Annotated in this window: 11 protein-coding genes and 2 pseudogenes; 7 read left to right on the top strand and 6 right to left on the bottom strand. The window is 72.5% G+C overall.

All coding sequences use genetic code 11. From position 1 onward, the window contains the following. Positions 1-206: 206 nt before the first annotated feature. The 5 genes and pseudogenes from murD to ligA form a co-directional block, all read right to left on the bottom strand. Complete coding sequence (gene murD / locus QA634_RS08520; protein ID WP_012331589.1) at positions 207-1,589, bottom strand: UDP-N-acetylmuramoyl-L-alanine--D-glutamate ligase; 1,383 nt, start codon at positions 1,587-1,589, stop codon at positions 207-209. A 188-nt stretch (positions 1,590-1,777) separates the two neighbouring features. Then, positions 1,778-2,175: pseudogene (locus QA634_RS08525) on the bottom strand (MAPEG family protein). Between the two features lie 136 nt (positions 2,176-2,311). After that, complete coding sequence (locus tag QA634_RS08530) at positions 2,312-3,400, bottom strand: catalase family protein (RefSeq protein ID WP_012331591.1); 1,089 nt, start codon at positions 3,398-3,400, stop codon at positions 2,312-2,314. A 175-nt stretch (positions 3,401-3,575) separates the two neighbouring features. Further along, a pseudogene (locus QA634_RS08535) lies at positions 3,576-4,109 on the bottom strand (3'-5' exonuclease); the annotation flags it as partial. 32 nt (positions 4,110-4,141) lie between these two features. After that, a complete protein-coding gene (gene ligA, locus QA634_RS08540) occupies positions 4,142-6,625 on the bottom strand; it encodes an NAD-dependent DNA ligase LigA (RefSeq protein WP_012331593.1) in 2,484 nt (827 codons plus the stop codon). Positions 6,626-6,906: 281 nt separating this feature from the next. Between ligA and QA634_RS08545 the strand changes: the two genes are divergently transcribed. From QA634_RS08545 to QA634_RS08565, 5 genes are read left to right on the top strand one after another with little or no spacing between them, the layout of a single operon-like run. Further along, on the top strand, positions 6,907-8,505 hold the full coding sequence (locus tag QA634_RS08545) for an ABC transporter substrate-binding protein (RefSeq protein ID WP_012331594.1): 1,599 nt from the start codon (positions 6,907-6,909) through the stop codon (positions 8,503-8,505). 45 nt (positions 8,506-8,550) lie between these two features. Continuing rightward, positions 8,551-9,561, top strand: coding sequence for an ABC transporter permease subunit (locus QA634_RS08550; protein WP_012331595.1), 1,011 nt, complete (start codon positions 8,551-8,553; stop codon positions 9,559-9,561). 20 nt (positions 9,562-9,581) lie between these two features. Next, the gene (locus QA634_RS08555) at positions 9,582-10,493 is read left to right on the top strand and encodes an ABC transporter permease subunit (protein WP_012331596.1); all 912 of its coding nucleotides are present in this window, start codon (positions 9,582-9,584) and stop codon (positions 10,491-10,493) included. A 4-nt stretch (positions 10,494-10,497) separates the two neighbouring features. Beyond that, positions 10,498-11,520 (top strand): ABC transporter ATP-binding protein, encoded by a 1,023-nt coding sequence (locus QA634_RS08560; protein ID WP_012331597.1) that lies wholly within the window; start codon positions 10,498-10,500, stop codon positions 11,518-11,520. Then, complete coding sequence (locus QA634_RS08565; protein ID WP_012331598.1) at positions 11,517-12,521, top strand: peptide ABC transporter ATP-binding protein; 1,005 nt, start codon at positions 11,517-11,519, stop codon at positions 12,519-12,521. The genes QA634_RS08560 and QA634_RS08565 overlap by 4 nt, the downstream gene beginning before the upstream one ends. A gap of 118 nt (positions 12,522-12,639) precedes the next feature. Here QA634_RS08565 and QA634_RS08570 read toward each other — a convergent pair whose 3' ends face one another. Beyond that, on the bottom strand, positions 12,640-13,524 hold the full coding sequence (locus tag QA634_RS08570; RefSeq protein WP_012331599.1) for a LysR family transcriptional regulator: 885 nt from the start codon (positions 13,522-13,524) through the stop codon (positions 12,640-12,642). Positions 13,525-13,872: 348 nt separating this feature from the next. On the opposite strand from QA634_RS08570, the gene QA634_RS08575 reads away from it, so the two are divergent. Together QA634_RS08575 and QA634_RS08580 are read left to right on the top strand one after the other, a co-directional pair. Then, a complete protein-coding gene (locus QA634_RS08575; RefSeq protein WP_012331600.1) occupies positions 13,873-20,190 on the top strand; it encodes a LamG-like jellyroll fold domain-containing protein in 6,318 nt (2,105 codons plus the stop codon). Between the two features lie 518 nt (positions 20,191-20,708). Further along, on the top strand, positions 20,709-26,096 hold the full coding sequence (locus QA634_RS08580; RefSeq protein ID WP_012331601.1) for a choice-of-anchor I family protein: 5,388 nt from the start codon (positions 20,709-20,711) through the stop codon (positions 26,094-26,096). Positions 26,097-26,151 lie beyond the last annotated feature (55 nt).

A 26,151-nucleotide genomic window follows, 5' to 3' on the forward strand; every position in this document is an offset into this window, starting at 1 on the left:
GAGATGGGGGTGAGTCGGCATGGCTCCATGCAGGCCGAAAATGCGCCACCACGATGGCGGATCGGGGCGGAAGCGTTGTGCGCGACGCAGGACCGCCGCGAACCCTACGCCGGGCGGGGGCCGGGCGGAACCCGGGGAGCGTCCGGGAGAACCGGTTCCCTCCCCGCCATCGCCCGGGCTCGGCCCCCGGGCTCAGCCCCCAGGGCTCAGCCCCCGGCGGGCACCAGCCCCGGCAGGGCCCGCACCATCGCCCGGAACTGGTCGCCGCGATCCTCGAAGCTGCGGAACTGGTCGTAGGAGGCGCAGGCGGGCGAGAGCAGCACCACCGCCTCGGGCTCGCCGGCCGCGTCCTCGGCCGCCCGCGCCACCGCCCGGTCGAGGGTGCCGCAGCGGATGACGGGCGCGTGGCCCTCCAGGGTCGCCGCGAAGGCCTCGCTCGCCGCGCCGATCAGGTAGGCCCGCGCGATGCGGGGGAAATAGGCGCGCAGGCTCTCGATCCCGCCCTCCTTCGGCTTGCCGCCGAGGATCCAGTGCACCCGCGGGAAGGCGGCCAGCGCCTTCTCGGTCGAGTCGGCGTTCGTCGCCTTCGAGTCGTTGATGAAGAGCACGCCCCCGCGCCGCCCGACCTCCTCCATCCGGTGGGGCAGGCCGGGGAAGCTGCGCAGCGCCCGCGCGAAGGCGTCGGGCGCGACGCCGAGCCCGCGCGCCACCGCGTAGGCGACGGCCGCGTTCTGCCAATTGTGGGCGCCGCGCAGCGAGGCGATCCCGGTGAGGTCCGCGACCGGGGCGGGGGGCTCGGCGGTGCCGTCGATGAGCAGGCCGTGCCGGGCGAGGATGCCGGGCGCCTCAGCCCCCTCGCCGACATGGACCCGGGTGAGCGGGCCGTCGCGCCGCGCCGAGATGGCCCTGGTGTAGTCGTCGTCGACCCCGATCACCGCGTGGTCGGCCCCCGCGACCAGGCGCTCCTTGATGGCGGCGTAGTTCTCCATCGTGCCGTGGCGGTCGAGGTGGTCGGGCGTGACGTTGAGGAGCACGCCGATGCTCGGTGCGAGCGTCGGCGTCAGGTCGATCTGGAAGGACGACATCTCGATCACGTGGACCCGGTCGCGGGACGGGGGGGCGAGCGAGAGGATCGCGGTGCCGATATTGCCGCCCATCTGGACGTCGTGGCCGGTCTCCCGCAGCACGTGCGCGATGAGCGCCGTGGTGGTCGACTTGCCGTTGGTGCCCGTGATGGCGACGAAGGGCGCGTCGGGCGCGCTGGCGGCGCGCTCGCGGCAGAACAATTCGATGTCGCCGATCACCGGCACGCCGGCCTCGGCGGCGCGCTTGACGGTCCAGTGCGGCTCGGGATGGGTGAAGGGCACGCCGGGGGCGAGGAGCAGGGCCGCGAAATCCGCCCAGGCGGCCTCGCGCAGGTCGGCCGTGGCAATGCCCTGCGCGGCCGCTTCCGCCATCCGCTCCGGGTTGTCGTCGCAGGCGATCACCGCGGCGCCGCCGGCCCGCAGGCTGAGCGCGGTGGCGAGCCCCGAGCCTCCGAGGCCGAACAGGGCGAGTGTGCGGCCGGCGAAGGTGGTGCTGGGTGTCATCGGTCCCCTCGGTGAAGCCGCGCGACCCTAAGCATCATTCGCCGAACTGGCCACCGGTCCGGCGGCAAAAATGATGCGGGAGCGGGACCCCGAGCGGGCGCGCCTCGTGCAGCTCCGCGCGGGGTCCCGCTCCGGGGAGGACGCGGCCGGGCTCGCGCGCCTCGGGCGGGTGCGGGGCCGTTCGCCGCTCACGCCGCCCGCACCAGCAGCGCCAGCGCGGCGACCCCGATCACCGCGAGCGTCGCCAGGATTCCCCGCCCCGGCAGGCGAATTGGCGGGGCGAGTTCTTCGGGGCGAGCATGCCGACCGGATGCAGCAGCCGGGCGACGAGGAGCACGATCAGCAGCCCCTGCACCAGGGCGTGGCGGGCGCCCCCGGCCTCCAGGAGGCCGATCAGCAGGAGCGCGAGGGGCACGTATTCCGAGAAATTGGCGTGCGCGCGGATGCGCCTCAGCAGCGTCCCGTTCCCCGCATCGCCGTGCAGGACCCCGGAGGCGACGCGCCCCGCGATCACCCATCCGGCGAGGCCCAGATAGGCCAGCGCCAGCAGGGCGGCGTAGACCGCCGTGGTGGCCGGGAAGATCATGCGGTGCTCCGGGCAAGGGGGGTCGTACGACGGATGGCTTCGCCATCTCCCCTTTCGGCCATGCGGATTTGGGCTTCGCTCAGGCGCCGCGCGGGCGTGTCAGACGCTGTCCGGACGTGATCGTCCGGAAAGCATCTCAGAGGCCCATCCGCGCGAGCGAGTCGGGCTCGCGGATCGGGCAGCCATTGTGCTCGGCGCGGAAGCGCGCGGAATGCGGGTAGACCGCGCGGCGCGCCCGCATGATGGAGCCGAGGGGCCGGTGCGCCGCGATCCCATGCCAGGGGCTGAAGGCGAGACCGTCCTCGATCGCCCGCACCTTCTCGGGACTCCAGGTCTCCTGGGGCGGCACCGTGATCCGCGCCACGGTCCGGTAGGGGCTCTCCTCCTCCGGCCAGGGCACGGAGGCGTCCTCGATCGGCATCGTCTCGCGGTTCGTCCAGAGCTGCGCCCGCAATTCCCAGACCGCCTCGTTCTCCTCGAAGAAGGCCGAGACCGCCTCGCGCAGCCCGTCGGGCCGGCCGGTGACGGACAGGGAGGCGCCGGCGAGCGCCCGCAGGGCCGGCGAGGCGGGCGCCACCGCGACCTTGGCGACGTGATCGCCCCAGCGCAGGGGCGCCTGGCTGTAGAACGTCTCGCCGAGGATGTGCGTCTCGGGATGGCCGCCGAGGGCAATCACGGTCGGGCTCCCGGTGCCGAAAGTCTCCAGCACGGTCTCGACGCCCCGCAGCGTGGCCGAGAAGGCTTTCTTGAAGATCTGCGGCGTGTCGGTCGTGGCGGCCAGGAGCTTGAGGCTGCCCAGGAAGGCGGCCGCGTCCGGCGCCACGAAGGCCGGCGCGTCGGCCAGCACGAAATCCTGCGTCGTCCCCTCGGCGCCCGGCAGGCGCTCGCCCGGCACCTCCAGGATCTTCAGGGCGAGGCCGCGCGGGGTCGAGACGCTGTCGTCGAGGATGTCGCCCGGATTGGTCGAGAGGCGCAGCACCGCCTCGTGAGTCCCGGGCCGCGCGAAGGCGCCCTGCGCCAGGTCCGGCGGCAGCCCGGGCAGCACCTCCAGGGTGCCGGTGAGCAGCCCGTGGCACTTGGCGTGCACCCCGCGCACGGCCCGCCCGTAATCCTCCAGCGTCGTGCCCTGGATGCGCGCGAAGGCCGCGATCATGCCGGCCTGGACCGCCTCCTCGTCGGGCCCGATCACCTCGATCTCGGGCGTGTAGGGGAGCGGGTCGGGCATCGGAGACCTCCGCGACAACGAGGCGAGGGTTGCGTCGCGGGGCGACGAGCCTCAAACACGGCGCCGCGGACCCGGTTCCGCAGCGCTGCCCCGCACTTGCCCGAGAGGCCCCGCACTTCCCCGAGAGATCATCCCGGCGGCCGCTCGGTCAAGCGGCCCCGGGCCGGTCCCGTCCGAGCCCGGTCCGGCGGGCGAGGGTGGCGAGGTCCGGCGCGCCGGCCTCGCGCATCGCCGCGAGGGCGATCTGCGCGCAGGCGAAGGCGTCCTCGCCGGCATCGTGGTGGCGCAGCGGGATGCCGAGCCGCTCGGCCAGGATCGGGAGCCGGTAGCGCGCCTCCCCGGGCCATTGCCGCCGGGCGAGCTGGACCGTGCAGAGGGAGGTGAAGCGCGGCCGCGGCAGCCCGCAGGCGGCGAGCGCCGCGCAGAGCACGCCGACGTCGAAGCTCGCGTTGTGGGCGAGGACCAGGGCGCCGGCGATCTCCGGCAGGAAGGGCGCCATCGCCTCCCCGAAGGGCTTCGCGTCCGCGACGTCCTCCGGCCGGATGCCGTGGACGCGGATGTTGAAGGGCGAGAAGCGCAGGTCGGGCGGCCGGATCAGGCGGGCCTCGCGGCGCACGACCCGCCCGTCCTCGATCCAGGCGAGGCCCACCGCGCAGGCGCTGTCCCGGCGCTCGTTCGCCGTCTCGAAATCGATCGCAAGCGTTCGCATCGGCGGCGGGTGGCGAGGAATTCCGCCGGATTTCAGGCGGCCTCCACCATCGCCAGCCACTCGGCCTCCGAGATGACGCGCACGCCGTGCTTCTCGGCGTCCTTCAGCTTCGTGCCGGCGCCCGGCCCCGCCACCACGAGGTCGGTCTTGGCCGAGACCGAGCCCGAGACCTTGGCGCCGAGGCGCTCGGCGGTGGCCTTGGCCTCGCTGCGGGTCATGCGCTCCAGGCTGCCGGTGAAGACCACGGTCCGGCCGCTGAACGCCGCCGCCGCGGCGGGCGGGGCGGCGCGCTCGGTCCGCACCTGCGCGAGCAGCGCCTCGACCGCCGCGACGTTGTGCGCCTCCGAGAAGAACTGGATCAGCGAGGCGGTCGTCACCGCCCCGATCTCGCTGTCGTCCGCGAGGTGGCGGTAGGCGTCGCCGGGGCGCTGGCGGCAGGCCCGCATCACGGCCGCGCGCACCCCCTCCGGGCTGCCATAGGCCTCGAGGAGCGCCTCCTTCTGGGCGGCGCTCAGCCGCGCCACGGTGCCCTCGGCGAGGAGGTCGGTCTCGCCGGCTTCCGCCGCGGCGAGAAGCCGCTCGCGCGTCGTCGGGCCGACCCGGTTGAGCGCGGCGAGCCCCACCCAGTCCGGCCCCGGCTGGTGCGCGGCCGCCGCCCGCACGCCCTCCATCAGGGCGGGCATGTCGGGGAAGTGCTTGGCGAGGGCCTTGGCGGTCGCCTCGCCGACCTGCTCGATGCCGAGCGCGAAGATGAAGCGGTTGAGGGGAACCACCCGCCGGGCCTCCACGGCGGCGAGCAGGTTCCTGATCGCCTTGTCCTCCTCGCTCGCCTTGGCCTTGGTCTTGCGGGCCTCGGGCGCCTTGCCGGAGGCGAGGGCCCGCTCCGCCGAGAGGGCTTGGCGGCGGGCGACGATCGCGGCCTTGAGCGGCGCGAAGTCCAGCCGGAACAGGTCGGCGGGCTGGCGCACCAGCCCGGCCTCGAACAGGGTGGTGATGGAGGTCTCGCCGAAGCCCTCGATGTCGAGGGCGTTGCGCGAGACGAAGTGCTTGAGCCGCTCCTGGCCCTGGGCCGGGCAGATCAGGCCGCCGGTGCAGCGGCGCACCGAATCGAGCTTGCCGGTGCGCGGGTTGTAGGAGCGGACGGCGTGGCTGCCGCAGGCCGGGCAGATCTCCGGGAAGCGGTAGGGGACCGCGTCCGCCGGGCGGCGCTCCAGGACGACGTCGGCGACCTTGGGGATGACGTCGCCCGCGCGCAGCACCACGACGGTGTCGCCGACCCGCACGTCCGAGCCCCGCGACAGGTCGACGTCGGTCCTGAGCGCGAACCCGTCCCAGATGTTGATGCCGCTGCGGATCGGGGTCCCGTCCGCGTCGATGCCGCGCACGTAATCCTCGTTGTGGAGGGTGGCGTTCGACACCACCACGCCCCCGACCGTCACCGGCCTGAGCCGCGCCAGCGGGTTGAGCGAGCCCGTGCGCCCGACATTGATCTCGATCGCCTCGATGGTGGTGACGGCGCGCTGGGCCGGGAACTTGTGGGCCAGCGCCCAGCGCGGCGCGCGCGCGACGAAGCCGAGCCGGCGCTGGAGGGCGAAGGAATCGACCTTGTAGACCACGCCGTCGATGTCGTAGCCGAGATCGGCCCGCTCGGTCTCGATGGCGCGGTAATGGGCGAGCATCTCGGCGACCGAGGTGCAGCGCGTCGTGCGCGGGTTCACCGGCAGGCCGAAGCGCCGGAAGGCCGCGATCAGCCCGCTCTGCGTCTCGGCCGGCCAGGTCGACATCTCGCCCGCCGCGTAGGCGAAGAAGCGCAGGGGCCGCGAGGCGGTGATGCTCGGGTCGAGCTGGCGCAGCGACCCCGCCGCGGCGTTGCGCGGGTTGGCGAAGAGCGGCTTGCCCGCCTCCTCCTGGCGCGCGTTGATGGCGGCGAAATCCGCGTGCGAGAGGTAGACCTCGCCGCGCACCTCGCAGATCTCCGGCACGTCGGGGCCGGCGAGCCTCTCCGGGACCTCGCGGATGGTGCGGACGTTGGCGGTGACGTCCTCGCCGACCTCGCCGTCGCCGCGGGTGGCCGCCGTGACGAGGCGCCCGCCCTCGTAGCGCAGGGACAGGGAGAGCCCGTCGATCTTCGGCTCGGCCGTGACCGCGAGGGACTCGGAGGCGGGCAGGCCGAGGAAGCGGCGCACGCGCTCCACGAACTCCTCGATCTCCTCGTCCGCGAAGGCGTTGCCGAGGGAGAGCATCGGCACGGCGTGGCGGACCTTGGCGAACTTGTCGGAGGCCTTGGCGCCGACGCTGGCCGAGGCCGCGCCCGTGCCGGCGAGGTCGGGGAAGCGCTCCTCGATCGCCTCCAGGCGGCGGCGCAGGGAATCGTACGCGGCGTCCGAGATGATCGGCGCGTCCTCGCCGTGGTAGCGGCGGTCGTGCTCGGCGATCTCGGCGGAGAGCGCCTCGTGCGCCGCGCGCGCCTCCTCGGCGGTGATCTCTTCGACGGGGCGGGTCGTCTGTGCGGCCATGAGCAACCGGGGTCGATGGGGCTGGGCGGAGGCTGGGCGGAGTCTAGCGCTGCTCCGGTTAACGCCCAGGGGCAGGGCAGGGCAGGGCAGGGCAGGGCGCCGGCGCCGGATCGTACTCCGTGGCCGCCCCATCGACCGGCCGATCCACCCCCACCCCGTGGGCGCCCGCGGCCTTTATCAATGTTCGCGGGGCCTCGCGCCCGAAACCGATGCGGCATGCCGGTTGCTCTCCTGACCGGGCGCGCTACCCTCGTTCTCGATCCAGGAAAGAGACCACGTCCGTGACCGCCAAGCCCCTGCTCGCCGCCCTCGCCGGTGCGGCCCTGCTCGCCGCCAGCCCGCTCCAGGCCAAGACCCTGGTCTACTGCTCGGAAGGCTCGCCGGAGAACTTCTACCCCGCGGTCAACACCACGGGCACCACCTTCGACGCCAACGCCCAGATCTACAACAACGTCGTCGAATTCGAGCGCGGCGGGACCAAGGTCGTGCCCGGACTCGCCGAGAGCTGGGACGTCTCGCCGGACGGCACCGTCTACACCTTCCACCTGCGCAAGGGCGTCAAGTGGCACAACACCAACCGCGCCTTCAAGCCGAGCCGCGACTTCAACGCGGACGACATCATGTTCTCGATCGAGCGGCAATGGAAGGAGGATCATCCCTTCTACAAGGTGACCAGCTCGAACCACTCCTATTTCAACGATATGGGACTGGCGAAGCTGCTGAAATCGGTCGAGAAGGTCGACGATCACACGGTGCGCATCACCCTCACCCGGCCCGAGGCGCCGTTCCTGTCCGACCTCGCCATGTCGTACGCGGCGATCCAGTCGAAGGAATACGCCGACGCCATGCTGAAGGCCGGCACGCCTGAGAAGATCGATCAGTCGCCGATCGGCACCGGGCCGTTCTACCTCGTCCAGTACCAGAAGGACGCGATCATCCGCTACAAGGCCTTCCCCGAGTACTGGGGCGGCAAGGCCAAGATCGACGACCTCGTGTTCGCCATCACGCCCGACGCCTCGGTCCGCTGGGCCAAGCTGCAGAAGGGCGAGTGCCACGTGATGCCCTACCCGAACCCGGCCGACCTCGACGCCATCCGCAAGGACCCGGCCGTGCAGGTGCTGGAGCAGCCGGGGCTGAACATCGGCTACCTGTCCTACAACGTCACCCGCAAGCCGTTCGACGACGTGCGCGTGCGCAAGGCCTTCAACATGGCCATCAACAAGAAGGCCATCATCGACGCGGTCTACCTCTCGACCGGGATCGCGGCCGTGAACCCGATCCCGCCCTCGATGTGGTCCTACAACAAGGACGTCAAGGACGACCCCTACGATCCGGAGGCGGCGCGGAAGCTGCTCGCCGAGGCGGGCTTCCCGAACGGTCTCGAGACCGACATCTGGGCGATGCCGGTGCAGCGGCCCTACAACCCGAACGCCCGACGCATCGCCGAACTCATGCAGGCCGACCTTGCCAAGGTCGGCGTGAAGGCGGAGATCAAGTCCTACGAGTGGGGCGAGTACCGCAAACGCATGCAGGCGGGCGAGCACCAGACCGGCATGCTCGGCTGGACCGGCGACAACGGCGACCCGGACAACTTCCTGCACACGCTGCTCGGCTGCGACGCCGCCAAGAACAACGGCGGCAACACGTCGAAGTGGTGCGACAAGACCTTCGACGACATCGTGGTCAGGGCCAAGACCCTGACCGACCAGGCCGAGCGCACCAAGCTCTACGAGCAGGCGCAGGTCCGGTTCAAGGAGGAGGCGCCCTGGTTCACCATCGCGCACGCGGTGCAGCTGAAGCCGGTGCGCAAGGAGGTGATCGACTTCAAGCTCTCGCCCTTCAGCCGCCACGTCTTCTACGGCGTGGACATCAAGGGCTGAGCCGACGGGCGGCGCCCCTGGCGCCGCCCGCCGCGCGCCGCGCCGATGCTGCGCTTCCTCCTCACCCGCCTGGGCCTGATCGTGCCGACCTTCATCGGCATCACGCTCGTGGCCTTCTTCCTGATCCGTCTCGTGCCGGGCGACCCGATCGAGACCATGGCGGGCGAGCGGGGCATCGACCCCGCCCGCCACGAGGCCCTGCGCCACGAACTCGGCCTCGACCGGCCGGTCCTCGTCCAGTACGGCATCTATCTCGGGCGCCTGCTCCACGGCGACCTCGGCAAGTCGATGATCACGCAGGAGAGCGTGATCACCGAATTCGCCAGCCTGTTTCCGGCCACCGTCGAACTCGCCCTCTGCGCCATCGCGTTCGCGATCCTGCTCGGGGTCCCGGCCGGCATCCTGGCGGCGGTCAAGCGCAACTCGATCTTCGACCACGGCCTGATGGGGCTGTCGCTCGCCGGCTACTCGATGCCGATCTTCTGGTGGGGGCTGCTCCTCATCCTGCTGTTCTCGGTGCAGTTCGACCTCACCCCGGTCTCGGGCCGCATCGCCGTGCAGTACTACGTCGAGCCGGTGACGGGCTTCCTGCTCGTCGACAGCCTGCTCTCGGACGACAGGGGCGCGTTCGGATCGGCGCTCGCCCACCTCGTGCTGCCGACGGTGGTGCTCGGCACGGTGCCGCTCGCCGTCATCGCCCGCATGACCCGCTCGGCCATGCTGGAGGTGCTGGGCGAGGACTACATCCGCACCGCCCGCGCCAAGGGGCTGTCCTCCCTGCGGGTGGTGGGGCTGCACGCGCTGCGCAACGCGCTGATCCCGGTCGTCACCGTGATCGGCCTGCAGGTCGGGGTGCTGTTCACCGGCGCGATCCTCACCGAGACCATCTTCTCCTGGCCGGGGATCGGCAAGTGGCTGATCGAGGCGATCGGGCGGCGCGACTACCCGGTGCTGCAGGGCGGGATCCTGCTGATCGGGGCGGTCGTGATGACCGTGAACCTCCTCGTCGACCTCGCCTACGGGGTGATCAACCCCCGCATCCGGCACACCCGATGACGGATCCTGGAGGAGCGCCGATGAGCGTCGAGGTGATGGAGACCCCCGCCGCCGCGGCGCCGAGCGGCGCGCCGCCGCATCCCCTGCGGGAATTCTGGACCGCGTTCCGGGCCAATACCGGGGCGGTGATCGGGCTCGCGGTGATCGTGGCGGTGCTGCTGCTCGCCGCGCTCGCCGACGTGGTGGCGCCGCATTCGCCGACGCTCACCGACAACGCGATGTTCCTCAAGCCCCCCTTCTGGCAGCAGGGGGGCTCGCTCGCCTACCCGCTCGGCACGGACGCGATCGGGCGGGACATTCTCTCGCGGCTCATCCACGGGGCGCGGCTGTCGCTGGCCATCGGCATCGCGGTGGTGGGGCTCTCGATCCTGGTCGGCACCGCGCTCGGCCTCGCGGCGGGCTATTTCCGCGGCATCGTCGACATCGCGATCATGCGGGTGATGGACATCATCCTGACCCTGCCGAGCCTGCTGCTCGCCATCGTCATCGTGGCGATCCTGGGCCCCGGCCTGATGAACGCGATGCTGGCGGTCGCCGTGGTGGTCCTGCCGCACTACGTGCGCATCGCCCGCGCGGCGGTGCTGGCGGAGGCCTCGCGCGACTACGTCACCGCCGCGAAGGTCAGCGGGGCCGGCACGCTGCGGGTGATGCTCCGCGAGATCCTGCCGAACTGCGCCGCGCCGCTCATCGTGCAGGCCTCGCTCGGCATCTCGACCGCGATCCTCGACGCGGCGGCGCTCGGCTTCCTCGGCCTCGGCGCCCAGCCCCCGTCGCCCGAATGGGGCACGATGCTGGCCGATGCCCGCGAATTCGTCCTGCGCGCGTGGTGGGTCGTCACCTTCCCGGGGCTGATGATCCTGATCACCGTGCTGGCCTTCAACCTCCTGGGGGACGGGCTGCGCGACGCCCTCGACCCCAAGCTGAAACGGTAGGCCCGTGTCCCTGCTCGAGATCGACAACCTCACCGTCGAGTTCCCCAGCGCGGGCGGCGTGATGCGCGCCGTCGAGGGCGTCTCGCTGCGCCTCGACCAGGGCGAGGTGCTGGGCGTCGTCGGCGAGTCGGGCTCCGGCAAGAGCGTGACCATGCTGGCGCTGATGGGCCTCGTCGGCTATCCGGGCCGGGTCCGCGCCGACGCCCTGCGCTTCGAGGGCCGCGACCTCCTCGGCCTCTCGTCCCGCGAGCGCCGGAAGCTCACCGGCAAGGACGTCGCGATGATCTTCCAGGAGCCGACGACGAGCCTGAACCCCTGCTTCACGATCGGGTTCCAGCTCGCCGAGACCCTGCGCCTGCACGAGGGGCTGGGCCGGCGCGCCGCCCGCGACCGGGCGGCGGAGCTGCTGGGACAGGTCGGCATCCCGGCCCCGGGCAGCCGGCTCGACGCCTATCCCCACCAGCTCTCGGGGGGCATGAACCAGCGGGTGATGATCGCCATGGCGATCGCCTGCAACCCGAAGCTCCTGATCGCCGACGAGCCGACCACCGCCCTCGACGTCACCATCCAGGCCCAGATCCTCGACCTGCTGCTCACCCTGCAGAGGGAGCGCGGCATGGCGCTCGTCCTCATCACCCACAACATGGGCGTCGTCGCCGAGACGGCGCAGCGCGTGATGGTGATGTATGCCGGGCAGGTGATGGAGGAGCAGCGGGCCGAGACGCTGTTCTCCGCCCCCCAGCACCCCTACACGGCGGCCCTGCTGGCGGCGCTGCCCGAGCGCAGCGAGGGCGGGCGGCTCGCCACGATCCCGGGCGTGGTGCCGGGGCTGCACGACCGGCCCGCCGGCTGCCTGTTCTCCCCCCGCTGCGCCTTCGCGACCGAGCATTCGCGGCGGGTCCGCCCCGATCTGCGCGACGTCGGTGCGGGGCGGGTGCGCTGCCACTACCCCCTGGGCGATCCCGGGCGCGCGGACCGCATCGCCGCGGACGGGCCGGTCGGCGCCACCGCGGGGGCCGCCTCGTGAGCGCCCCCGTCGTCGAGGCGAGGGACCTCACCCAGATCTACGAGATCCGCCGCGGCCTGTTCCGGGCGCCCGCCCGGCTCCAGGCGGTGGGCGGCATCTCCTTCACGGTCGAGCCCGGGCGCACGCTCGCGGTGGTGGGCGAATCGGGCTGCGGCAAGTCCACCCTCGCCCGGATGGTGACGCTGATCGAGCCGCCCACCGCCGGCGCCCTCACCCTCGACGGGATCGACGCCGTCGCGCCGCCGCCGGAGGCGCGGTCGCGCCTGCGCCGCAGCGTCCAGCTCGTCTTCCAGAACCCCTACGGCTCGCTCAACCCGCGCCGCAAGGTCGGCACCATCCTGGAGGAGCCGCTCGCCATCAACACCGACCTGCCGCGGGCGGAGCGCACCGCCCGGGCCCGCGCCATGCTGACCAAGGTCGGCCTGCGCCCGGAGCATTACGGGCGCTACCCGCACATGTTCTCGGGCGGCCAGCGCCAGCGCATCGCCATCGCGCGCGCCCTGATGCTAAACCCCAGGCTCGTCGTGGCGGACGAGCCGGTCTCCGCCCTCGACGTGTCGATCCAGGCCCAGGTGCTGAACCTGCTCGCCGACCTGCAGCGGGAGCTCGGCCTCGCCTACCTGTTCATCTCGCACGACCTCGGCGTGGTGCGCCACATCGCCCACGACGTGATGGTGATGTATCTCGGCCTCGTCATGGAGCAGGGCGAGAAGGAGCGGATCTACGCCGCGCCGCTCCACCCCTACACGCAGGCCCTGCTCGGGGCGACGCCGGGCCTCGCGGGGGCACCCGGCGCCGCCGGCGCGGCGCGCCGGCGCGTCCTGCTGCGGGGCGAGCTGCCCTCGCCCCTCGACCCGCCGCGGGGCTGCGTGTTCTCCACCCGCTGCCCGCACGCCACCGACCTGTGCCGGGCGGAGCGCCCGCCCCTGCGTCCGGTCGGCGGCCGGCGCGTCGCCTGCCACTACGCCGAGACGTTCCTGGCCGAGGCCCCGGCCGCCTGAGCCGCGCGGCGCCTCATCCGACATCCGGTTGATGGCTTTCGCCATGCGGATGTCGTCCTCGCTCAGGCGCCGCGCAGGCGCGTGATCCGGGATCCGCTTGATCAAAGCGGATCCCGGATCAGCCCATCTCGGGCAGGGCGCGGCTCCAGCGCTGCGCCCCGTCGAGGAAGGCGCGGACGAGGGGCTGGTTGCGCCGCTCGGCCGGCGCGATCGCGTACTCGTCGATGGCGAGGCGGGCGTCGGTGATCGGCACGTAGGCGAGGCGCGAATCGTGCCCGAATTCCCGGTCGGCGACCACCCCGCAGCCCAGCCCGCCCGCCACCGCCTCGCGGACCCCGTCCCGGGTCGAGATCTCCAGGATCGGCCCGGGGACGACGCCGTGCTCGGCGAGGTTGGCCTCGAGCACCGCGCGGGTGCGGGATCCGCGCTCGCGCAGGACGAGGGCGAGGCCGGCGAGGTCGCGCATCGCCACGCGCCGCCCGGCGAGCCGGTGGCCGCGCGCCACGCAGAGGCCGACCCGCATCGACATCAGGTAGGTGGCGTGGATCTGGTCGGTGTCGGGCCGGCTCGCGGTGACGCCGACATCGGCCCGGAAGTTCTGCACCTGCTCGATCACGCGGTCGGAATTGTCGATCACCAGCGAGAAGGTCAGCCGCGGGCGTTGCTGCTGCAGCGTCCGCAGGATGCCGAGCGGCAGGACCGGCCCGTCCCCGGCCACCCGCAGGTGGCCGGCCTCGCCGTCCGGCGGCGCCCGGCGCAGGAAGCGCTGCGCCTCGGCCTCCGCCTCGAACAGGCGCGTCGTGATGGCGAAGAGCCCGCGCCCCTTCTCGCTGAGCTCGGCCCCCCGCGGCTTGCGGTCGAAGAGGTGGACCCCCGAGGCGGCCTCGAGGTCGCGGACCTGCCCGGACAGGCTGGACTGGCTGACGGAGGCCTGCCGCGCCGCCTGGGTGAAGCCCCCCGCCATGGCGACCAGGTGGAAGGCTCGCAACTTGCTGATCGACATGGCTGCCGCCCGTTCCGTCGCGTGACGCCGGATCCGCGCCGACGCCGCCGGGCGCTGCCGCGCAGCCGCGGCCCTGCCGCCGGCCGGGCTCCCGCGGCGCCCGACCCGCGGCCGCCCCCCGGGACGGAGCCGGATCCTCGCGCGCCGTGCTAGGATGTGAACTGCAACACGCTGATGACGCAAGCTGATCCGCGCCATCCATCATCCCGGGCGATGGCCCGCATCGAGAACCGGGATGGAACGACGTTCGATTTCTTGCGGGATTGTCACAGGCCGGTTCGGCTTCGCTTGCTAGCCGCTGCGTCAGGCGGGGCCTGAGCCCCGATGACCTTGCGGCGAGGCGCGACCATGGCGACGACCAATCCTGCGAACGACGCGGACCAGACCACCGACTGGATGCTCCGCATCCCGAAGGCCGACCGGGACCAGGGCCTCCTGGTGACGCCGGGCGGCAGCGGCAAGGCGACGGCCTACTCGCTCGTCTACGACGTCTACGTCCCGGCCGCGACCGCCGGCGGCTGGCTCCCGTTCCTCCAGACCGACCCCGACAATGCCGGCGACGCGGACCTGTTCGGCAAGATCGCCGACGGCAGCTACGGCGTCGGCATTGCCAGCGATTACAAGGGAGAGGCCAAGCTCGACGCCTGGAACCGCGTCGCCTTCACGGTCGAGATCGTGGACGGGAAGGTCACCCTCAACAAGTACGTCAACGGCGAGTGGGTCGGCAGCCAGAAGTCGGACGAGGCGGACCGCTACACGATCGACAAGGCCAAGGGATTCCTGATCTTCTCGGACGAGGACGGCGAGACCTCGCCGGCCTACCTGTCGAATTTCGCCTATGCGGAGAAGGCGCTGACCCCGGCCGAGATCGCCGGGCTCGGCGGGGCCAACCGCGAGGGCGTCTTCTCCGGCGCGCTGCGGACCGCGGTCCGGGCCGCGAACGGCAGCGAGTTCCGCTTCGCCGAGAATTCCCTGGCGCCGGAATTCGGGGACGTGACCCTGACGTCCCGCAACCTGTCGGCGCCGGTCGTGACCGCCGACCAGGCCGGCATCCCGCCCGCCCCGCCGCCGGATTGGATCATGACGGTCCCGGCCGGCGCGCGGAGCCAGAAGCTGCACCTGAAGCCGGGCGGCAGCGGGACCGCCACTTCCTACAGCATCGCCTTCGACGTCTACGTGGCGGCCGCCGACGCGACCAGCGGCTGGATCCCCTTCCTTCAGACCGATCCGGCCAACGGCAACGACGCGGACCTGTTCGGCAAGGTCTCGGGTGATCATTACGGCATCGGCATCGGCGGCGACTACGCGGGTTCGGCCAAGCTCGACGCCTGGAACCGGATCGCCTTCACGGTCGAGACCCGCAACAACGAGGTGGTGATCAGCAAGTACATCAACGGCGAACAGGTCGGCGTCCAGACCGTGTCGGACGCGGCCCGCTACGCGTTCGACAAGGCGGCGGGCGTGCTGATCTTCTCCGACGAGGACGGCGAGTCCTCGCGGGTCCATGTCAGCAACGTGGCCTTCATCGAGGCGCCCCTGAGCGACGCGCAGGTCAAGGCGCTCGGCGGCCCGAGCGCGGCCGGTATCGTGCCGCCGTCCCTCGAGCAGACCTTCACGGGCGCCAACGGCAGCGAGTTCCGCTTCGCCGCGCAGTCGCCCCTGGCCGCGACCCTCGGCAAGGGGGTGATCGAGGCCGAGAACGCCGACCTCGTGGTCGAGACCACCGGCGCCGCGGGCCTCCCGGCCGTCGCGCCGGCCCCGACCGGCCCGACCGCGCCGAAGCCCGTCCAGCTCCGCGCGATCAAGGACATGATGGTCACGCCGGATGCCGGCACCCTGACCGTCGATCTCGACCAGTACTTCACCGCCTCCGGCCTCCGCGACTTCAAGGCGACGAGTTCGGACGGCAAGGTGCTGGCCAGCCGCCTCGACGGCCGCAAGCTCCTGCTCGACGTCGGGGCGCTCGGCTTCTCCGACGTGCACGTGCAGGCGGCCGATGCCGAGGGGAAGGTCTACACGGATGATTTCCGCGTCCGGGTCGCCGGCCCGCGCGCCTACACGATCGTGGCGGTCCCGGACACCCAGGACTACGCCTATCCGGGCGAGCGCCGGAAGACTTTCGACGGGATGACGCAGTGGGTGGCGGACAACGCCAAGGCGCTGAACATCCGCTTCGTGACGCAGACCGGCGACATCACCAACGACAACAGGGCGGATCAGTGGACGGTCGCCAAGGAGGCGATGGCGCGGCTCAACGGCGTCGTCCCGTACTCGACGCAGCCCGGCAACCACGACCTGACCGGTAACGCGAAGGACTACAAGTCGCTGCAGTCGCAGTATTTCTCGATCGATTACATGCGTCAGAACTCGACGCTGGGCGGCGTCTACGATCAGGAGCCCGGCGAAACCCAGAACGCGTGGTACACGTTCGAGGGCGCCGACGGCACCAAGTGGATCGCGCTGTCGCTCGAATTCGGCCCGCGCGACGACGTCCTGCGCTGGGCCGGCGAGGTGCTGGACGCGCACCCGGATTACCGGGCGATCCTGACGACCCATCACTACACGAACATGGGAACCCGCGCCGACAACCTGTCCGGCCCGCTCTTCGGCGAGGGCACCGGCAAGGATTACGGTACCGGCAAGAGTCCCGAGAACCCCAACAACGGCGAGGACATGTGGCAGAAGCTGGTGTCCAAGCACACCAACATCAGCTTCGTGTTCTCGGGCCACGTGTTCGGCGACGGCGCCGAGACCATCGTCAGCTACAATGACGCCGGGCAGCCCGTCTACCAGATGCTCGTGAACTATCAGGACGGCGTCTCGACGGAGATCACCGGGAACGGCAACCCGGCCCGGGGCGGCAACGGCGGCAATGGCGCGTTCCGCCTGATCACCATCGATCCGGACAACAACCGGGTCGACACCGAGACCTACCTGTCGGCCTTCGACGAGTATCTCACCGGCTCGCGGGGTGATCCCGAGCCCTCGCGCAACGGCAAGGGCGGCGCACCCGCCCCGGGCGGCGGCGCGATCCAGCCCGTGACCTTCGGCCGGGACATTGTCGGGGACGGGCCGAGCGGCGTCATCGCCGTGCCGCGCTTCAATCCCCTCAACGGCCTCAAGGTCACGCCGGGCTTCGCGCCCTCCGACGGCGGCAGCACCTTCGGCGCCTACACGCTGATCTACGATCTCAAGCTGCCGGCCGAGGGCCACCTGTCCTCACTGTTCCAGGGCGATCTCGACAACCTCACGGACGGGGACCTCTGGCTCAACTTCCGCGACGGGTACGCGCTGATCGGCACGGGCGGCCATGACGAGGGCCGCGTGCCCCTCGACAAGTGGACCCGCCTCGCGATCACGGTGGAGCGGGCGGGCGCCGGCTACACGATGGGCAAATACGTCGACGGCGTGCTGCAGGCCACCCAGACCGTCGGCTCGCCCTACGACATCGGCGCCTCCGGCTTCCTGATCTTCGCCGACGACAGCAGCGAGACGATCGCGGCCTCGCTCTCCTCCTTCGCCTTCATCGAGAAGGCGCTGAGCGGCGACGAGGTGGCGGCGCTCGGCGGCCCGAGCGCCGCGGGCCCGCTGCGCGCGCCGCTCGCCGGCGTGAACGCGGTGCAGTTCGACTTCACGGACGGCACCTTCGCGCCGACGATCGGTCACGGCAGCATGTCGCAGACGATCGGCAGCAATGCGGGCGGCCCGCAGCTCACGGGAGCGTTCCGCGAGCAGCAGGAGACCCTCGCGAATACCGATCTGAGCGCGCCGAAGGTGCAGTTCGTCGCCCATGCGGGGGCCGACCAGACCGTCTCGGCCGGCCCGGCGACGCGGGCGAGCGTCCGCCTCGACGGGAGCGGGTCGACCGATCCGCAGCACCAGATCGCGCGCAGCGACTGGCTGAACGCGGATGGCGAGGTGATCGCCGCCGGGGCGGTGGCGAATGTCGAGCTCGGCGCCGGCGTGCACCGCCTGACCCTGCGCGCCACCGGGGCGAACGGCACGACCAGCCTGGACCAGGCGACCGTCGCGGTCGTCGACGCCCGGACCCTGCTGCAGGAGGATTTCAACGACGGGAAAGCCGAGGGCTGGGCGGCGCCGAGCGAGCGCTGGCAGGTTGCCGGCTCGGTCGCCTCGCGCCGCCAATCCGTCCCCGGCATCGCTCCTCCCGAGGGCGCGCTGCGGGCCTCCAAAGACGCCTCCGGGATCATGACCTGGACCGGGGAGGGCAGCCAGGATTGGTCGGGCTACACGGTCTCGGCCACCCTGAAGGCCGAGGACGACAAGGCGCTCGGCCTCGTCGCCTACTACAAGGACCCCAACACCTACTACGCGGTGACCTTCGACAACGCGAAGAACCAGCGCCTCCTGGTCAAGCGAAGCGCCGGGGCGGAGACGGTGCTCGCCCGCGAGAGCGGTCCGAGCCCCTACGACCGGCCCTTCCGGGTCGCACTGGCCGTCGAGGGCGGGAAGCTGCTCGCCACCCTGGACGGCGAGGCGCTGTTCGGCGGCGCGGTCGCGGATGCGAGCGCGCCGCTCGCCGGCGGCACCGTCGGCCTCTTCACGGAGGGGCAGCGCGGGGTGGTCTTCGACGACGTCTTCGTCGAGAAGGGCGTGCTCGTCGCGGATGCCGGCAAGGCCCAGCGCGTCATCGACCGGGACGGCGACGCCGTCGCCGCCGTCGACCTGTCGGGCCGCACCAGCTTCGGGGTCGCGGACGGCGCCCGCGCGCAGTGGAGCGAGAACGGCAAGGTCCTGGCGAGCGACCTCGACGCCCGCCTCGCCCTAGGGACCGGCGCGCATCTCCTGCGCCTCGACCTCGACGGCCCGTCCGGGCGGACGAGCGACACGGTCCGGGTCGAGGTGGTCGCGGCCCGGGATCTCCTCCTCGACGAGGATTTCTCCGCCGGCGCGCGGAACTTCCGCTTCGTGGACGAGGGCGAGATCGGCAAGGCGGCGGCGTGGTCGGTCTCCGACGGCGTCCTCCGGCAGGCGTCCGACCGCTACAGCCGCGAACTCGGCGGCAGCGGCGACACGGCGCCGAGCGCGCAGTGGAAGCTCAACTGGAGTCCGCTCGGCGACGGGGTGCACGCCCTGCGCAAGGGCACCTACGCCGTCTACGACGGCCCGGGCGCCTCGGAGTGGAAGGATTACAGCGTCGAGACCGATTTCACCGCTGCGCGCGGCGGGGTCGGCCTGCTCCTGCACTACCAGGACGACAAGAACTACTACAAGATCGAACTCGACGACACGACCGGTCTGGCGCAGCTGTTCAGCCTGAAGAACGGCATCGAGCAGACCCTGTGGCAGGGACCGATCCGCTACGACGCGGCCGGCCCGAACCACCTGCGCGCCGACATCGTCGACGGCAAGCTGCAGGTCTGGCTCGACGGCACCGCCCTCTTCACGCAGCCGGTGGCGATCCACGACACCGAGAAGGGCACCTTCGCGCTCTACAACTGGCACGGCGGGGGCGGCGTCACCTACGACAACGTCCGCGCGGTCGCCCTGGGCACCGGCGAGGCTCCGGTCGGCAAGACCCTGGTCGGCGGCGCCGGCGACGACGCGCTCACGGGCGGCGCCGGGGCGGACTCGATCATGGGCGGCGGCGGCAATGACACCCTGAGCGGGCTGGCGGGCAACGACGTGCTGGCGGGCGAGCAGGGCGACGACCAGCTCATCGGCGGCGACGGGGACGATTCCCTCGACGGCGGCGACGGCGCCGACCTCCTGTGCGGCAATGACGGCGCGGACGGTCTCTGGGGCGGGGCCGGGAAGGACCAGCTCTACGGCGGGGCCGGCGCCGACACGCTCGACGGCGGCGACGGGGCCGACACCCTGTTCGGCAACGAGGGCGCGGACTGGATGGCCGGTCAGGCCGGGGACGACGCGCTGGTCGGCGGCGACGGGAGCGACTCGCTGTTCGGCGGGGCCGGGAATGACTGGCTGGTCGGCGAGGCCGGGGACGACGCGCTCGTGGCCGGGGAGGGGAGCGACTCGCTGTTCGGCGGCGACGGGGCCGACTGGCTCGCCGGCGAGGCCGGGGACGACGCGCTGGTCGGCGGCGAGGGCACCGACTCGCTGTTCGGCGGCGACGGGAATGACTGGCTGGTCGGCGAGGGTGGCGACGACCTGCTGATCGGTGGCGAGGGGAACGACTCGCTGTTCGGCGGCGCCGGCGCGGATTGGCTCGAGGGCCAGGCCGGGGACGACGCGCTGGTCGGCGGCGAGGGCGACGACGTGCTGCGCGGCGGCGAGGGCAATGACTGGCTCGACGGCGAGGCCGGGAACGACGTGCTGGTGGGCGGCGCGGGCAATGACGGGCTGCGCGGCGGCGACGGGGCCGACTGGCTCGTGGGCGAGGCGGGATCCGACACGCTGAGCGGCGGGGCGGGCGACGACGTGCTGTTCGGCGGGGCCGGTTCGGACACGATCCAGTACGCGAGCGGCGACGGGCGGGACGTGGTGCGCGACTTCGTGACGGGCGGGGCGGAGCGGGACGTGGTCGCGTTCGGCCCCGGCCTGTTCGGCTCCTTCGCGGCCGTGCAGGCGGCGACGCAGCAGGTGGGGGCGGACGTGGTGATCACCGCCTCGGCCGGCAACACGCTGACGCTCCAGAACGTGCAGGCCTCGAGCCTCTCGGCCGAGAACTTCACCTTCGCCTGATCCCGACGGCCCGGGACGCCGACGCCCCGGGCCGTCGACCCTCTCGCATCGTCGGCGCGAGCCGATGGCTCGGCGAAATTGCGAGAACGCACCCAACGGTCATGACACCCGACCGTTGGGACGAGGCGGCGCCCGCTGCGCCGCGCAAGGTCCGGCAATCGGCCCCGGGGCCGATTGCCGGACCGCGTCGGTCTCGGGCGTGCCCTCGTCGGCGGTCCGATGTCGCGCCGCGCCCGGCGCAATCGCCGCGCGAAACGTTTCCCCGTCGGAGGATGGGGGCAATGACCGGAAGAATTCGGCTTCGATCTCCGCAGATGTGCCGCACCGGCGTTGGCGGATCTGCTTTCCGGTGACCGGCGGGTTGTGGATCGCCGAGATCGGTTTGGACCGCGGGGGACGCGTTCTTCATCGCGCTGTCGCAGAGCGACGCTATCGCTCCCGCCGCGGCGGCCCGGCAACGACACGCCCGCGCGACAGCGGGGGCCGGCCCGTTCGCGCCACGCCTCCCGGAGCGACTGATGACCGCGGTCCCGCACGTGCTCGCCAACGGCGACTTCGCACAGACCTGGAACGATCCCGGCCTGATCACCGCCGACGACGACTGGTCCGGGGTGCCGAGCATCGTGGGCTATCGCGGCGACGACATCACGAGCGTGGTCGGGGCCGACCCGCAGGCGCTCACGGGCGACGGCGCCGTCACGGCCGACGTCAACGCCAACCGGACCAACCCGAACGGCCTCACCGCCGGCGGCGTCGCCGAATTCGCCCTCGCCGACCCGGCGGTCGCGCTGCAGGGCTCGGGCGCCGCGGACGCCCCGAGCCTCGTCCTGTTCCTCGACGCGACCGGCCGCCGCGACGTGACCGTGTCCTACCGCCTGCGGGACCTGGAGGACGGGGCGGACAACGCCGTCCAGGCGGTGGCGCTGCAGTACCGGATCGGACCGGCGGGCGCCTGGACCAACGTGCCGGCCGCCTTCGTGGCGGATGCCACCGCGGGGCCGGGCAGTTCCGGCCCGGATATCCGCGTGCGGGCGGTGCTGCCGGCGGCCGCCGACGGCCAGGCCGGGCTCCAGGTCCGCATCATCACGGCGAACGCCGCCGGCAGCGACGAGTGGGTCGGGGTCGACGATATCGCGGTGACGAGCCAAGCCGCGGGCCCGGTGCCGGCGGCGCCGACGCTCCTGGACCCGGCTCCCTCGCTGGCGGGCGCCGCCGACGCCCCGGTCGGGACCGGCAGCCTGGTCGTGACCCGGCTCGGCGCGATCGAGGCCTCCGGCACCAACGGCGCCGAGGGCGGCGCGGAGGTCGTCTCCTTCGATCCCGCGACCGCGCAGCTCTTCACGCTCAACGCCCGCGACGGGCGGATCGACGTGACGCGGATCGGCGCGGACGGGGCGCTCACACGCACCGGCAGCATCGCGCTCGGCGACCTGCCCGGCTTCGGCACGGCCAACACCGTCGCGGTGAGGAACGGCGTCGTGGCGGTCGGCTACCAGAACGCCGATCCGCGCCAGAACGGCGCCGTCGCGTTCTTCGACGCGCGCAGCCTCGCCGCCCTGCGCGCGCCGCTCACGGTCGGCAACCAGCCCGACCAGCTCAGCTTCAATCAGGACGGCACGAAGATCGTGGTCGCCAATGAGGGCGAGCGGGCGACGGTCGCCGGCACGGCGGTCAATCCGAGCGGCTCGGTCTCGCTCGTCGACCTCTCGGCCGGCCTCGCCGGCGCCTCCGTGGCGACCTACGATTTCGCCAGCCTCGCCGGCCAGGAGGCGGCCCTGCGCGCCGCGGGAATGCGCCTGCCCCCGGGCGCGGGCGCCGTCGCGGATATCGAGCCCGAATACACGGCGATCAGCGGCACCACCGCCTACGTCACCCTTCAGGAGGCCAACACCGTCGCGGTCTTCGACATCGCCGGCGCCGCGCCGGTGCTGAAGGCCCTGAAGCCGCTCGGCGCCATCGACCGGTCCCTGCCCGGCAACGAACTCGACGCCTCCGACGACGGCGCGCCGACCCCGGCCGCGATCCGCATCCGCAGCGAGCCCGTGTTCGGCCTGCCGATGCCGGACGCGATCGCGACCTTCACGGCGCCGGACGGCCGGGTCTACGTCGTCACCGCCAACGAGGGCGACGCGCGCAGCGACGACAGCGACGTGGCGCGCCTCGCGACGCGCAGCCTCGACCCGACCGCCTTTCCCGATACCGCGACCCTGAAGCAGAAGTCCGAACTCGGCCGCCTCAACGTCTCGACCATCGACGGCGATACCGACGGGGACGGCGACCTCGACCGGATCTACACGTTCGGCGGGCGCGGCCTCTCGATCTTCCGCCAGGAGGCGGACGGCACCATCACCAAGGTCCGCGAGACCGGCGGCGAATTCGAGAAGATCATCGCGCGGGACTTCCCCGCCCTCTTCAACCAGAACCAGGGCAACGGGCAGGTCGACGACCGCTCGGACGACAAGGGTCCGGAGCCCGAGGGCGTGACGATCGGCACGGTCGCGGGCCGCACCTACGCCTTCGTGGGGCTGGAGCGGGTCGGGGGCGTGATGGTCTACGACGTCACGGTGCCGGCCGAGGCGGCCTTCGTGGCCTACCAGCCGCCCGCCGCGGGCCGCACGGACGCGGGGCCCGAAGTGCTGACCTTCATCGCGGCCGCCGACAGCCCGACCGGCCAGGCCCTGCTCGTGACCGCCAACGAGGTCGGCAACACCACGACCGTCTACCAGCTCGCCCCGCCGCAGACCGCGATCTCCCGGATCCAGGCCAGCGGCGACGCCTCGCCGCTGGCCGGCCGGACGGTCACCACCTCGGGCATCGTCACCGCGGTCGCCGGCAACGGCTTCTACCTGCAGGATCCGACCGGCGACGGCGACGCCGCCACCTCGGACGGGATCTTCGTCTTCACGGGCGGCCAGCCGCCTGCGGCGGTCGGCGACGCCGTCGAGGTCAGCGGCGAGGTCCGGGAATTCGTCCCCGCGCGGGCGGCGCGCGGCGCGCTCCCGGTCACCGAGATCGCCGGCTCGGTCACGGTGACGGTCCGCTCCAGCGGCAACGCCCTGCCGGAGGCCGTGCGGATCGGCGGCCCGGGCGGGCTCGCGCCGCCGACCGAGGACCTCGCGGCGGGCAGCGCCTTCTGGGAGAGCCTGGAGGGCATGCGCGCCACCGTGGCGGCCCCCCTCGCCACCGGCCCGACCAACGCCTTCGGCGAGATCTTCGCGGTGGCGGACGGGCGCGCGGGCGCCACCGGCCTCAACCCGGACGGCAACCTGCTGATCCGCGGCGGCGAGTCGGTCCTCGGCGCGGCCAACAGCCGGGGCGGCGACTTCAACCCCGAGCGGATCCGCCTCGATCCCGGTCTCGGCGTCACCCTGCCGAAGGTGAATACGGGGGCGCGGCTCGGCGACGTCACCGGCATCGTGACTTACAGCTTCGGCAGTTACGAGGTCGTGGCGACGAGCCCCGTCACCGTGACGGCGCCGAGCCCGCGGGTGAAGACCGGCGGCAGGCTGGCGGGCGACGCGGATCACCTGCTGGTGGCGAGCTACAATGCCGAGAATCTCGACCCGACGGACGGGGCGGCCCGCTTCGCCGCCATCGCCTCCGAGGTGCTGGGCAGGCTCAACACGCCCGACGTGATCGCCCTGCAGGAGGTGCAGGACGATGACGGGCCGGGCAACACCGCCTCGACCGTCACCTCGGCGGGGCGCACGTTCCGGCTCGTCGTCGAGGCGATCCGGGCGGCGGGCGGGCCGGACTACGCCTTCATCGACAACCCGTATATCGGCGACGACACCAACGGCGGCGAGCCGGGCGGCAACATCCGCACGGCCTTCCTGTACCGGACCGACCGGGTGAGCCTCGCACCGAACGCGGTGCGCAGCATCGCGCCCGATGGCAGCCCGATCACCGCGGGCCCTTCCGCCGACCAGCAGACCAACCCCGACAATCCCTTCTACGCGTCGCGGCCGCCGCTCGCCGCGGATTTCGTCTTCAACGACGAGACCGTCACGGTGGTGAGCAACCACTTCACCTCGAAGGGCGGCAGCGGCGCGCTGTTCGGCTCCGAGCAGCCGCCCTTCGACGCGGGTCAGCTGGCGCGGGCCGCCCAGGCCCAGGCGGTCAACAGCTTCGTGGACGGGATCCTGGCCGCCAGCCCGCGGGCGCGGGTCCTGGTGGCGGGCGACCTCAACGATTTCGGCTTCGAGGAGCCGCTCAGCGTGTTGAAGGGCGAGGCGACGCTCGCCGGCTACACGCGGGCCGGAACCGGCGTCACCTTCACCCGCGGCGGCACCGCCGTGCTCTCCGACCTGCAGGACACGCTGCCGGAGGGCCAGCGCTACGACTACGTCTTCGAGGGCAATTCCGAGACCCTCGACCACGTGCTGGTGACGGACGCGCTCGCGGCCGGTGTGCAGTTCGAGCCCGTGCACATCAACGCGGACTTCTTCGACCAGACCAGCGATCACGACCCGCTGCTGGCGCGCTTGGCCATCCCGGTCGTGGGACGCCTGCTCACCGGCACCGCGGCGGGTGACACGCTGACCGGCGGGGCGGGCGAGGACACGATCCTGGGCGGGGCAGGCAACGACTTCGCGTCGGGTCGGTCCGGGAACGACAGCGTGAGCGGCGAGGCCGGCGACGACCTCGTCTTCGGCGACGAGGGCGACGACGTCGTCGACGGCGGCGAGGACAACGACCGCGTCTCCGGCGGCGCCGGCGCCGACCGGGTCTTCGGCTCGGCCGGCAGCGACCTCGTCTTCGGCGAGCAGGGCGACGACGTCGTGGGCGCCGGCGAGGGCAACGACTTCGCGTCGGGCGGCGCCGGGAATGACAGCGTGAGCGGCGAGGCCGGCGACGATTACGTGTTCGGCGATGAGGGCGACGACCAGCTCTCCGGCGGCGAGGGCCGCGACAGCCTCTACGGCGGGCTGGGCAACGACGTCCTCACCGGGGATGCGGGCCACGACGTGCTGCTCGGCGAGCAGGACGACGACCAGCTCATCGGCGGCGACGGGGACGATTCCCTCGACGGCGGCGACGGCGCCGACCTCCTGTGCGGCAATGACGGCGCGGACGGTCTCTGGGGCGGGGCCGGGAAGGACCAGCTCTACGGCGGGGCCGGCGCCGACACGCTCGACGGCGGCGACGGGGCCGACACCCTGTTCGGCAACGAGGGCGCGGACTGGATGGCCGGTCAGGCCGGGGACGACGCGCTGGTCGGCGGCGACGGGAGCGACTCGCTGTTCGGCGGCGACGGGAATGACTGGCTGGTCGGCGAGGCCGGGGACGACGCGCTGGTCGGCGGCCAGGGGAGCGACTCGCTGTTCGGCGGCGTCGGGAACGACTGGCTCGCCGGCGAGGGTGGCGACGACCTGCTGATCGGTGGCGAGGGGAACGACTCGCTGTTCGGCGGCGCCGGCGCGGATTGGCTCGAGGGCCAGGCCGGGGACGACGCGCTGGTCGGCGGCGAGGGCGACGACGTGCTGCGCGGCGGCGAGGGCAATGACTGGCTCGACGGCGAGGCCGGGAACGACGTGCTGGTGGGCGGCGCGGGCAATGACGGGCTGCGCGGCGGCGACGGGGCCGACTGGCTCGTGGGCGAGGCGGGATCCGACACGCTGAGCGGCGGGGCGGGCGACGACGTGCTGTTCGGCGGGGCCGGTTCGGACACGGTCCAGTACGCGAGCGGCGACGGGCGGGACGTGGTGCGCGACTTCGTGACGGGCGGGGCGGAGCGGGACGTGATCGCGTTCGGCCCCGGCCTGTTCGGCTCCTTCGCGGCCGTGCAGGCGGCGACGCAGCAGGTGGGGGCGGACGCGGTGATCACCGCCGGGGTGGGCGAGTCGCTGACCCTGCAGAACATCCAGGCCTCGAGCCTCTCCGCCCGGAACTTCACCTTCGCCTGACCGCCCGATCACCTGGCCACTTGGGCGCGCCCGGGGGCGGGCAGCGTCGGTTGCC

Origin of the sequence: Methylobacterium sp. CB376, assembly GCF_029714205.1 — a bacterium.
In the GTDB taxonomy this organism is placed as follows: domain Bacteria; phylum Pseudomonadota; class Alphaproteobacteria; order Rhizobiales; family Beijerinckiaceae; genus Methylobacterium.

What these genes read in the sequence shown, in the direction of transcription:
- QA634_RS08530 (WP_012331591.1), bottom strand. Translation starts at nt 3,400, where the DNA reads ATGCCCGACCCGCTCCCCTACACGCCCGAGATCGAGGTGATCGGGCCC.
- QA634_RS08575 (WP_012331600.1), top strand. Translation starts at nt 13,873, where the DNA reads ATGGCGACGACCAATCCTGCGAACGACGCGGACCAGACCACCGACTGG.
- QA634_RS08555 (WP_012331596.1), top strand. Translation starts at nt 9,582, where the DNA reads ATGAGCGTCGAGGTGATGGAGACCCCCGCCGCCGCGGCGCCGAGCGGC.
- QA634_RS08570 (WP_012331599.1), bottom strand. Translation starts at nt 13,524, where the DNA reads ATGTCGATCAGCAAGTTGCGAGCCTTCCACCTGGTCGCCATGGCGGGG.
- murD (WP_012331589.1), bottom strand. Translation starts at nt 1,589, where the DNA reads ATGACACCCAGCACCACCTTCGCCGGCCGCACACTCGCCCTGTTCGGC.
- QA634_RS08550 (WP_012331595.1), top strand. Translation starts at nt 8,551, where the DNA reads ATGCTGCGCTTCCTCCTCACCCGCCTGGGCCTGATCGTGCCGACCTTC.
- QA634_RS08580 (WP_012331601.1), top strand. Translation starts at nt 20,709, where the DNA reads ATGACCGCGGTCCCGCACGTGCTCGCCAACGGCGACTTCGCACAGACC.
- ligA (WP_012331593.1), bottom strand. Translation starts at nt 6,625, where the DNA reads ATGGCCGCACAGACGACCCGCCCCGTCGAAGAGATCACCGCCGAGGAG.